Origin of the sequence: Vogesella sp., assembly GCF_046297735.1 — a bacterium.
Classification (GTDB): domain Bacteria; phylum Pseudomonadota; class Gammaproteobacteria; order Burkholderiales; family Chromobacteriaceae; genus Vogesella; species Vogesella urethralis.
The window spans coordinates 362,167-369,479 of the sequence record NZ_JBKBHK010000001.1 but is presented as its reverse complement, the minus strand read 5'-3'; the positions used below and the strand labels follow the sequence as shown (position 1 = coordinate 369,479).

The following is a 7,313-nucleotide window of genomic DNA, read 5'->3' as shown; positions in this document are numbered from 1 at the left end:
GTATTCTAACCAACTGAACTACCGCTCCAACCGTAAAGCTTGGTGGGCGTTGACGGAGTCGAACCGCCGACATTCTGCTTGTAAGGCAGACGCTCTACCAACTGAGCTAAACGCCCGAAAACTCGGTTACTGCTAGATTGTATGGTTGGCGGAGCGGACGGGACTCGAACCCGCGACCCCCGGCGTGACAGGCCGGTATTCTAACCAACTGAACTACCGCTCCAACCGTAAAGCTTGGTGGGCGTTGACGGAGTCGAACCGCCGACATTCTGCTTGTAAGGCAGACGCTCTACCAACTGAGCTAAACGCCCGAAAATTCGGCTTGCTGGGACGCTGTTTTTGCTGCGTCGTTCAGCGAGGAGGCGAATTAAAACATAGGCTGGGCGGGCCTGCAAGGGGTATTTGCAAGAAAAATGCAGGTTTTCTTCAAACGGTTGTTTTTGCTAGAACTGATGCCCGCCGCATTTTGTCGGACAGGGTGGTGCGTGATGCAAACCGCTCATGTATCATTGCCCGATTGTCCCTAATCGGAACCTAAGCATGAAGCCGACCTTTCTTGATTTTGAGCAGCCCATTGCCGAGCTCGAGAACAAGATAGAGGAACTGCGTTTCGTCCAAGACGATTCCGTCCTCGATATCTCGGAAGAGATTTCGCGCTTGCAGAAGAAGAGTCAGGAACTGACAAAGACCTTGTACAGCAAACTGACCCCTTCCCAAATTGCAATTGTGGCGCGTCATCCCCAGCGTCCGTATACGCTCGATTACATTAATAGCCTGTTTACCGACTTCCAGGAGCTGCACGGCGACCGTGCGTTTGCGGATGATCCGGCCATCGTTGGCGGCCTGGCCCGTTTCAACGACCAGCCGGTGATGGTTATCGGCCATCAGAAAGGCCGCGATACCAAGGAAAAGATCTATCGCAACTTTGGCATGCCGCGTCCGGAAGGTTACCGTAAGGCGCTGCGCCTGATGCGTACTGCCGAGAAATTCGGCCTGCCCATCATTACGTTTGTCGATACCCCGGGTGCTTACCCCGGCATCGGCGCCGAAGAACGTGGCCAGTCTGAAGCCATCGGCCGTAACCTGTACGAGATGACGCGCCTGAAAGTGCCGGTCATCGTGACCGTCATCGGTGAGGGTGGTTCGGGTGGTGCACTGGCTATCGCCGTGGGCGACTACGTCAACATGCTGCAGTACTCCACCTACTCGGTCATTTCGCCGGAAGGGTGTGCGTCCATTCTGTGGAAAACCGCCGAGCGTGCTGCCGACGCGGCCGAAGCGCTGGGCATTACCGCGCCGCGCCTGAAAACCCTGGGCCTGATCGACCGTGTGATCAACGAGCCGCTGGGTGGTGCCCACCGCGATCACGCCGCGATGATGACTTCGCTCAAGCGCGTGCTGCAGGAACAATTGAAGGAAGCCAATAGCCGCGAGGTGAACGAGCTGCTGAAAACCCGCTTCGATCGCCTGATGAGTTACGGGCGCTTCAAGGAAAATGCAGCCTGATCTGCTGCCTGCGCTGATCCAGACCTGGCCGGACACTATGTCCGGCCATTGTCATTTGGCGCTGGCCTTATCCGGCGGGCTGGACTCGATGGTGCTGCTGGACCTGTTGTGTCGCTGGCGCGACGAGGCTGGCGGCCCGGCGCTGTCGGCCATTCATGTCCATCACGGCATCAGCCCGCACGCTGATGACTGGTTGCAGCATTGCCAGCAAGCCTGCGACGCGCGCGGTGTCGCGCTGCACGCCGAGCGCGTCAGCATTGGCAGCGCGCGTGGGCAAGGCGTAGAGGCAGTAGCGCGCGCCGCCCGCTATCAGGTTTTCTCCGCGTCAGCTGCCACCATCATTGCGCTGGCGCACCATGCGGATGATCAAAGCGAAACCGTGCTGTTGCAGCTATTGCGCGGCGGTGGCGTCAAGGCCCTGGCGGCGATGCCGTGCTGGCGTACCTGGCACGGCAAGCAGCTGTGGCGCCCGCTATTGGGCGTGCCCCGTGCAAGGTTGGCCGCGTACGCGGCCGATCGCGGCTTGCACTGGGTGGAAGATGACAGTAATCAGGATGCGGCCAACTATCTGCGCAACCATCTGCGCTTGCAGGTGTTGCCGGGTTTGCGGCAACGTCAGCAGGGGCTGGATGCGCGACTGGCGCGTAGTGCGGCACAAATGGCCGACGCGGCGGCCATTCTCGACGAAGTAGCGGCGCAGGATTGGCAAGCGTTGCACGACGCCGCCAGCGGGGCCTTGTCGCTTGCTGCCTGGCAGGTGCTGAGTGCGCCGCGGCAGCGCCATGTCTTGTTGCACTGGCTGGGCAAGCTGGGTTGGCAGGCGCCGGCACCGGCGGCGCTGCTGAGCTTGCAGTCTGCGTTGCTGGCAGGGCAGGACGCCCGGCTGGATGGTGAAACCGGTGTGGTGCTGAGCTACCGCAGCCAGCTACTGGCCATGCCGTGGGGTAGCCGTAGCGCATGGCCGGTGCCGTGCGTGCCCGGGCAGACGCTGCGCCTGGCGAGTGGCGAGTTGCGCTGGGTCTGGCAGGCAGGTGGATTGTCTGCCGCACCCGGCGTGGTGTGGCAGCTGCGGTCGCGGCAAGGCGGTGAAAGCCTGTCCACACGGGTTGGCCGCAAAGCGCTGAAAAAACTGTTTCAGGAGGCCGCCGTGCCGGCTTTGCTGCGCGACAGCTGGCCAGTGCTATGCGATGAGGCGGGGCAGTTGCTGGCGTTGCCGGGCGTGGCAGTGGCGGCGGATCGTGCCCAGCCGGAAGGTTGGTGGCCGCAGTGGCAGCCTTTGTCGATACCGCGTGATTGAGCGCGGCGTACCATCAAAAAAAACCGCCACGGTTGTGGCGGTTTTTTCGTCTGGGGCGTGCGCCGGGCTTAGTCCAGGTTTTTCGGGCCGAAGGCGCCGGGCAGTAGCTGATCCAGCGTGGTATCGATGGTGCCATCGCCATCACAAATAGCGCGTACCTGCATGGTAGGGCCAAACTCGTTCAGCACCTGGCGGCAGGCGCCACATGGCGGGGTGGGCACCGCGGTGGGGGTATAGATGCAAACCGCCACCACTTCCTGCATGCCGTCGGCTTTGGCGGTGAAAATGGCGGTGCGTTCGGCGCAGTTGGTCAGGCCGTAGGACGCATTTTCCACATTGCAGCCGCGTACGATCTTGCCTTCAGCGGTGAGGATGGCGGCACCAACGGCAAAGCGGCTGTACGGTACATAGGCGTGCTTGGCGGCAGCTCTGGCCTCTTTGGCCAGCATATCCCAGGGAATCGTTTTGTCCATCGTTGCGCTCCAATCGGAAGGGCGTGGGATATTCCGGCTGCGGCGCTTGCTTGTCAATGATTTTATATGGCCAGTACTGCCGAGGCGTTGCGCACTTGCCGCGCCGCCAGTAAGGCGGCGCCCAATTGGCGTGCCGGCGCTGGTTCGATGCGCCAATGATGCCAGTACAACGGTGCCTGCATGCTGCCCGGCAAATAGTACAGGGCGCCATCAGCAGTGCGCTGGCTCAGGTATTCCTGCGGTAAAAGTCCATAGGCGAGACCCGCATCGATCATTTGCAGCATGGCTTCCGGGGTAGGAACACTGGCACACGGAAACGCTCCGTCGAAACCAGCAAACTGCTGGAGGTAACTCTGGTGGCGGCTTTGCTGATGATTGAGTACGACGGCTTGCAGCTGGCCAAAGTCCACCTCTGACGCGCCAGCCAGGTGTTGATGATGAAATGCGTGCGAGCATACGCAGGCATAGGGCAAGCTTCCCAATAGCATGGGCTGGCTACCATGCAGGCTGCGGCCATCCTGGCTAACCCAGCCGCACAGGCGGGCATCCATGCCCAGCAGGTTGCCATCGTCAGGTAAGGCGCTGATGTTGAGCTGCCATTGATGTTGTTGCATTAATGGCACCAGTGCCGGCAGTAGCCAGGTGGCCAGGCTATCGGGCTCACAGGCCAGACTCAGCTTGCTGTGCAGTGGCCCTGCGCTGTCTGGTTTGATATGTGCCATCAACTCTTCTTCCAGCAGACTGAGCTGGCAGAAGTGTTGCAGCAGGCGCTTGCCGGCAGGGGTGGCCTCTAGCGGTTGGCTGCGCAACAGCAGAGGCTGGCCTATATGGTCTTCCAGCTGCTTTATGCGTTGCGATACAGCCGACTGGGTAACACCCAGTTGGCTGGCAGCTTTTTCAAAGCCTTTGCATTCGATAACAGTTGCCAAGGTGTGAAGCAGTTTGCTGTCTAGCATGGTGAGTTGCAAGCGCAGCGAGCGCCTGGGCTTTATGCATGAGTGTTAAATTGTTTGTCATTAACTGTGTGAAGTCAAACAAGTTCATGCTGCTGGCAAGCCTCTGCCAGCTTGAGGTTGCACTTTCTGCTCTGGCTTCATGCTGTTGCTAGTTTTTTTGAAGAGGTCTTGCGGTAATGCCTGGTCTGTGGCGACTGGTGGGGTGGGCTGATACTGCCCGCAACAAGCTGCTAACCGATTACCCGACGCATCATGTGCCGATGGCGCGGCCGCTGGCAGCGGTGAGTGTGGGGCAGATCGGGGGCAACTTCAGGTGCGAGGAAGTGCGTAAAAACGGATTTAATGGTTTTTTGTCAGAAAAGCAAAACCCCCGAAAACCCTTGCCAGTGCTGGATTGACCAATACTGGCTTGATGTTTGCGGGGGTGGAATTCTGGCGGAAGCGGTGAGATTCGAACTCACGGAAGGCTCACACCTTCGGCGGTTTTCAAGACCGCTGCCTTAAACCACTCGGCCACGCTTCCTGCGTCTTGTAGCTGCGCTACAAGTGAGGTGCGGATATTACTTTTTTTTATCTGCTTTGACTAGGGGTAACACGTAACTTCTGTGTTGTTTACAGTGTATCCAGCGGAATTTTCAGATATCGCACGCCGTTTTCTTCTGCCGGTGGCAGTTGGCCGCCACGCATGTTTACTTGCACGGAAGGCAGTATTAGCGCGGGCATACCCAGTGAGGCGTCGCGGGCTTGCCGCATGGCGACGAAGCTTGCTTCGTCAACGCCCTGATGTACATGGACATTGTGCTGTTTTTGCATGGCGACAGTGCTTTGCCACGCGTGATGATCGCGGCCAGGGGCTTTGTAGTCGTGGCACATGAACAGCCGTGTTTGCGGTGGCAAGGCAAACAGCTTCTGGATGGAGTGGTACAGGGTAGCTGCATCGCCGCCCGGGAAGTCGCAACGGGCGGTGCCGTAGTCGGGCATGAACAGCGTATCGCCGACGAAGGCAGCATCACCAATCAGGTAAGTCATGCACGCGGGAGTGTGCCCCGGGGTGTGGATGGCTTGTGCGGCCAACTCGCCCAGCTGGAAGTTTTCGCCGTCCTGGAACAGGTGATCAAATTGGCTACCATCACAGGCAAAGCCGGTGCCGGCATGGAACAGGGCGCCGAATGTGCGCTGAACCTGGGTAATGCCTGCGCCTATACCCAGTGTGCCGCCCAGCTGTTGCTTGAGGTAGGCCGCGGCAGAGAGGTGGTCGGCATGGACGTGGGTTTCCAGTATCCAGCGTGTTTTTAGTTCGTATTCGAGGATGTATTGCAACAGGCGGTCGGCGCTATGGTGGCGGGTGCGGCCAGAGGCCGGATCGTAGTCCAGTACGGGGTCTATGATGGCGCACTCAGCGGAGGCCGGATCGCTGACAACATAACTGTAGGTGAAGGTGGCCGGGTCGAAAAATGCTTCTACGTGGGCAGGCATGATGTGTTCCTGTATTGTGCACCATGAGAATAATAATATAATAAAAAATAATATAAGATAAAAGTATAATATTGGCTGTATCAGCAGACACGCAAGGAAACGCATGCCCGTTATTGATGATGAACTGGATATCCTGGCTCGCTGCCTGCCATTGCAGGGGCTGCATATCCTGGAGGCTGGCTGTGGGGCCGCCGGCCTGGCCCGCCGCTTGCTGCAACGCCACCCAGGCAATACCTATATTGGCCTCGAAGTGGATCAACGCCAGCATCAGCTTAATCTGGAGCACACGCCAAATGGAATGACCTTCATGCTGGCGCCGGCACAGTCACTGCCCTTTGCTGCGGCCAGCTTTGATCTGTTGCTGATGCTGAAATCACTGCACCATGTGCCGCGGCCAGACATGGATCAGGCACTCACCGAAGCTGCCCGAGTGCTGCGTCCTGGGGGCTGCTTGTATGTGTCGGAGCCGGTTTACGACGGCGCATTGAACGAGATTGTAAAACTGTATAACGACGAAGGTGCCGTGCGGGCTGCTGCCCAGCATGCGCTCAATCGTGCTTTGCTAACGGGTGCGTGGCACGGTGAGCAGCAATATCGCTTCGACATGCCGGTGCAATTTGACAATTTCGAGCGCTTCGAGCAGCGCATGATGCGGCCCACTTTTGCCGATCACCATCTGGATGAGCACAAGCTTGCCCGCGTGCGTGCTGCCTTCATGCCGCACTGTGGCGAGGACGGGGCGCGGTTTGTGCGTCCGATGCTGGTGCGTTGCCTGCGCCGCGCAAGCTGAGGAGCATCTTATGTTTGCAGCTGCATTGGGGGCACTCATCGGTGCGGTTTTGGCGATGACTGGCGCAGGTGGGGGCATTCTGGCGGTGCCCTTGCTGGTAATGGGGCTACAGCTGCCTATGCAGCAGGCGGCACCCACGGCACTGATGGTGGTCGGGCTGGTTTCGGCATTGGGTGCACTGTTGGGTTTGCGTCAGGGCATCGTCCGTTATCGTGCCGCCTTGCTGATCGGCGGCGTTGGTACCGTTATCGTGCCGCTGGGGAGTCATGTGGCAGCTTGGTTGCCACATCAACTATTGCAGGCGGGTTTTGCCATACTGATGTTGTGGTTGGGCTGGCGCCAATGGCAAGCCACACCCGAAGACGAAATGGAACGTCGTCATCTACCCTGCGTAGTACAGCCCTTGGTTGGCCGTTTGATATGGACGTCGGCTTGCGCACGGGCGCTGGTACTTACCGGGATGGTGTCCGGCTTTTTCAGTGGCTTGGCCGGGGTGGGCGGCGGCTTTGTCATCGTGCCGTCGTTGGCGCGTTACAGTGATTTGCCGTGGCGACACATCCAGGCAACATCGCTGGCCGTGATTGCCTTGGTATCGGCCAGTGCCACTACGCATGCGATATGGCAAGGCCTGATCTACTGGCCGGTAGCGTTACCGTTTGCAGCCGGTTCGATGGCAAGCTACCTTTTGCTGCGCGGTCCGGTGCAACAGTTGCCGCGGGCGCTGTTGCAGCGGTTGTTTGCCATTTTGGTGGTGCTGGTAGCACTAATGATGTGGCTGAAAGCCTGCGGCTGGCTCGCCAGTTAACGTGGCCCTG

General features: G+C 59.1%; 7 protein-coding genes and 4 tRNA genes. 4 read left to right on the top strand and 7 right to left on the bottom strand.

Translation table 11 applies throughout. The features are described from left to right. Positions 1 to 40 precede the first annotated feature (40 nt). From ACK4FZ_RS01690 to ACK4FZ_RS01680, 3 genes are all read right to left on the bottom strand, one after another. Positions 41 to 116 (bottom strand) — tRNA-Val (locus tag ACK4FZ_RS01690). A 30-nt stretch (positions 117 to 146) separates the two neighbouring features. Next, positions 147 to 223 (bottom strand) — tRNA-Asp (locus ACK4FZ_RS01685). A gap of 12 nt (positions 224 to 235) precedes the next feature. Further along, a tRNA-Val gene (locus tag ACK4FZ_RS01680) sits at positions 236 to 311 on the bottom strand. 229 nt (positions 312 to 540) lie between these two features. Here ACK4FZ_RS01680 and ACK4FZ_RS01675 point away from each other — a divergent pair. Further along, entirely contained in the window at positions 541 to 1,506 is a 966-nt protein-coding gene (locus tag ACK4FZ_RS01675; RefSeq protein ID WP_144372125.1) for an acetyl-CoA carboxylase carboxyltransferase subunit alpha, read from the top strand. Next, positions 1,496 to 2,803, top strand: a complete 1,308-nt coding sequence (gene tilS / locus ACK4FZ_RS01670; RefSeq protein ID WP_409818000.1) for a tRNA lysidine(34) synthetase TilS — start codon at positions 1,496 to 1,498, stop codon at positions 2,801 to 2,803. Before ACK4FZ_RS01675 ends, tilS begins: the two co-directional genes overlap by 11 nt. Positions 2,804 to 2,871: 68 nt before the next feature. On the opposite strand, the gene ACK4FZ_RS01665 is transcribed toward tilS, so the two are convergent. From ACK4FZ_RS01665 to ACK4FZ_RS01650, 4 genes are all read right to left on the bottom strand, one after another. Continuing rightward, entirely contained in the window at positions 2,872 to 3,276 is a 405-nt protein-coding gene (locus ACK4FZ_RS01665) for a cytidine deaminase (protein WP_144372127.1), read from the bottom strand. 62 nt (positions 3,277 to 3,338) lie between these two features. After that, entirely contained in the window at positions 3,339 to 4,232 is an 894-nt protein-coding gene (locus ACK4FZ_RS01660) for an ArgP/LysG family DNA-binding transcriptional regulator (protein ID WP_409817999.1), read from the bottom strand. Positions 4,233 to 4,665: 433 nt separating this feature from the next. Beyond that, positions 4,666 to 4,755 (bottom strand) — tRNA-Ser (locus tag ACK4FZ_RS01655). A gap of 89 nt (positions 4,756 to 4,844) precedes the next feature. After that, positions 4,845 to 5,708, bottom strand: coding sequence for an MBL fold metallo-hydrolase (locus ACK4FZ_RS01650; RefSeq protein WP_409817998.1), 864 nt, complete (start codon positions 5,706 to 5,708; stop codon positions 4,845 to 4,847). Between the two features lie 103 nt (positions 5,709 to 5,811). On the opposite strand from ACK4FZ_RS01650, the gene ACK4FZ_RS01645 reads away from it, so the two are divergent. Further along, entirely contained in the window at positions 5,812 to 6,498 is a 687-nt protein-coding gene (locus ACK4FZ_RS01645) for a methyltransferase domain-containing protein (RefSeq protein WP_409817997.1), read from the top strand. Continuing rightward, the gene (locus ACK4FZ_RS01640) at positions 6,389 to 7,303 is read left to right on the top strand and encodes a sulfite exporter TauE/SafE family protein (RefSeq protein ID WP_409818171.1); all 915 of its coding nucleotides are present in this window, start codon (positions 6,389 to 6,391) and stop codon (positions 7,301 to 7,303) included. The genes ACK4FZ_RS01645 and ACK4FZ_RS01640 overlap by 110 nt, the downstream gene beginning before the upstream one ends. The last annotated feature ends 10 nt before the right edge of the window (positions 7,304 to 7,313 follow it).

Coding starts and splice junctions, on each gene's coding strand:
- ACK4FZ_RS01665 (WP_144372127.1), bottom strand. CDS start 3,276: ATGGACAAAACGATTCCCTGGGATATGCTGGCCAAAGAGGCCAGAGCT.
- ACK4FZ_RS01640 (WP_409818171.1), top strand. CDS start 6,389: ATGAGCACAAGCTTGCCCGCGTGCGTGCTGCCTTCATGCCGCACTGTG.
- ACK4FZ_RS01650 (WP_409817998.1), bottom strand. CDS start 5,708: ATGCCTGCCCACGTAGAAGCATTTTTCGACCCGGCCACCTTCACCTAC.
- ACK4FZ_RS01645 (WP_409817997.1), top strand. CDS start 5,812: ATGCCCGTTATTGATGATGAACTGGATATCCTGGCTCGCTGCCTGCCA.
- ACK4FZ_RS01660 (WP_409817999.1), bottom strand. CDS start 4,232: ATGCTAGACAGCAAACTGCTTCACACCTTGGCAACTGTTATCGAATGC.
- tilS (WP_409818000.1), top strand. CDS start 1,496: ATGCAGCCTGATCTGCTGCCTGCGCTGATCCAGACCTGGCCGGACACT.
- ACK4FZ_RS01675 (WP_144372125.1), top strand. CDS start 541: ATGAAGCCGACCTTTCTTGATTTTGAGCAGCCCATTGCCGAGCTCGAG.